Source organism: Rhodococcus sp. 05-2255-1e (assembly GCF_002259025.1).
GTDB lineage: Bacteria > Actinomycetota > Actinomycetes > Mycobacteriales > Mycobacteriaceae > Rhodococcoides > Rhodococcoides fascians.
The window spans coordinates 1-2186 of sequence record NZ_NOZE01000041.1 but is presented as its reverse complement, the minus strand read 5'-3'; the positions used below and the strand labels follow the sequence as shown (position 1 = coordinate 2186).

2 protein-coding genes and 1 pseudogene are annotated in these 2186 nt (G+C 62.3%); 2 read left to right on the top strand and 1 reads right to left on the bottom strand.

Features of this window, described 5'->3' with window-relative positions:
* Together CH262_RS27875 and CH262_RS24720 are read left to right on the top strand one after the other, a co-directional pair.
* Positions 1–348 (top strand): annotated as a pseudogene (locus CH262_RS27875) (hypothetical protein); the annotation flags it as partial.
* Between the two features lie 78 nt (positions 349–426).
* Positions 427–900, top strand: coding sequence for a hypothetical protein (locus tag CH262_RS24720; protein ID WP_094718681.1), 474 nt, complete (start codon positions 427–429; stop codon positions 898–900).
* A gap of 761 nt (positions 901–1661) precedes the next feature.
* Here CH262_RS24720 and CH262_RS24710 read toward each other — a convergent pair.
* A partial coding sequence (locus tag CH262_RS24710) for a recombinase family protein (protein WP_256988971.1) occupies positions 1662–2186 on the bottom strand: 525 nt, incomplete at its 5' end.

Here is a 2186-nt window from a genome sequence, read left to right as displayed (position 1 = left end):
TCGGCGTTCTTCCTGGTGTCGTTGTGGAATGGCGCAGAGGGAGTCGTCGACGCCGGCAGCGAGCTCGACTTCAAGATCTACAGCAACCAGAGTTCGGTTGCCCCGGGTGGATTGCGGTCCTGCTCGTGCGCCAGCCGCGCAGTTCTGCGCGACAACGACAACTACGACCACAATGCTCGCGCTGAAGTCAGCGTGAGCATCCAAGGCCAGCAGGGCTTCTGGTACTTCTACGTGCGTAGCCCCGTCGCGCACCGGGACGGCCCGCCCGCCGGCCAGGCGACGATCTACCGGTTCCGCCCGGCGGACCATTTGTCCGGCGACTCACTCGGTGGGGACCACTCGTTCTAGCAATCAGGTGTGGGATGCGACAAGATCGTGGTCGCATCCCACACCTGTGCATGACCTTCGGATGGAGAACTGGTTCAGATGGCCGACTACACGTTGCTCCTCCCCGCGTCCGGCCTCGTCGCGCAGTACCGCAGTGACGACGACACGATGCGCGTTGTGCCGTCCGCTGCCCTCGACAGTGACCTGGACTGGGGATCTACGACCGACCTTTCGACAACCGATCCGGAGTCGTTTCCCTTCGAGCTGAAACAGCAGGTGTGGCCCGGTGACGCACCTGGACCTACCTGGTGGGTTCTGATCACTTCTTTGCCGCCCGCAGTCGGGGTGAAAGCACAGACTGTCGACGGCGAGGAGCTCGCGGTGCTGCGAATGGGTCCGGTCACAGTGATCGAATGGGTGAGCACCCCGAAGACCATCATTGTCACAGCGGGGTCTCATACCCACAAAATCTCGCCGTTTCGTTCGGGATCTCGCGGCCCAGCCGCGTACTCGTTCGACGAGAAGCCCAAGTCGGAAGACGACAATGGGGTGGATTTCGGAAGACTGGACTGACCGTTACGGGTACCCGGCATGCCGGGGGCGCAACGCCTCTCAGACGCACCGTCCCACATCAAGTGCGTACTCCATATATGCCGCTACACAACACTTCTCGAGCATTCGTTCGATTAGCGAGTGGATGGGCCGCCTCTTTCTGGTGGGCGGTGACGTCGGCGTCGACCGCTCACGTTCCCGTCGGCCGATGCGGAGGTCTCTGCTGCCGGGTCGGTGGTCGGTGCCGGCGTCGCCGCCACCTGAGTTCGGCCTTCGCCACGAGCGGAACACGCATAAGCCGTTTGGGTAGTCGACCTCGATACGGTCCAACCCAGAGTGGGCTTTGGAAGTGCCCATCGGCCCACTTCTGCCATGCGTAGCCGTCCGAGTCGGTGAAGCCGACGTTCGCTCTGAGTTTGTCGTTACCGTCGACCGGGTAGGGATCGGGCTCTGCGAGAAGGAGTTCGTCGTAGTTCAGAGTCGCTCCGGGTTCGACGGTGTGTGCGCCAGTGAAAGGCGTTTGACCAGGCTTGACGTACTGACTATCGACCCACAAGGTTACGGCTGTGATAGGTCTGTCCCCGTGGTTTGTGACGCTGCTCTGGGCTCGCACGACGCCTTCGCCCGCGCTCTGGATGTGCGTCGGTGAGACGGTCACAGCTTCGACGTGTCGCTGCATTCTTTCGCGTACTTCTCTCCGCGATTTGCGGACGTTGTGCACTTGAAAGCTGACTGTTGCCACCAGTGAGATGACAGCAACTATCAGGGAACACACTGCAATCTCAGTGGGCGTCATTGGAAACTCCAGTCCGGCTTTGGTGTGCGGCTTTCTCGAAGTGGCGATAGAGGGTGCGTTTGCTGACCCCGAGTGCGTCGGCGATGTCACCGATTGTGTTGCCTTGGTTACGCATTCGCGTTGCCTCCCGCTTCTTCGTAACCGTGAGTGCAGGTGGGCGGCCGCCGACCTTTCCTCGTTCGCGGGCTGCTGCGAGGCCGGCGTGGGTGCGTTCGCGGAGTAGTTGGCGCTCGAAGCTGGCGAGGGCCCCGAAGATGTGGAAGGTGAGTTCTCCGCCGGCGGTGGTGGTGTCGATCTGTTCGGTGACCGACGCGAACGCCACTCCCCTGGTTTTCAGGTCTGCGATGAGTTCGATGAGATGTGGGAGGTTGCGGCCGAGTCGGTCGAGTCGCCAGACGGCGAGCACGTCGCCGGGCAGAAGGACGTCGAGGAGTTCGGTCAGTGCCGGCCGGGTGGTGGTGGATCCGCTCGCGGTGTCGGTGAAGATGCGTTCGCAGCCGAAGGCGCTCAG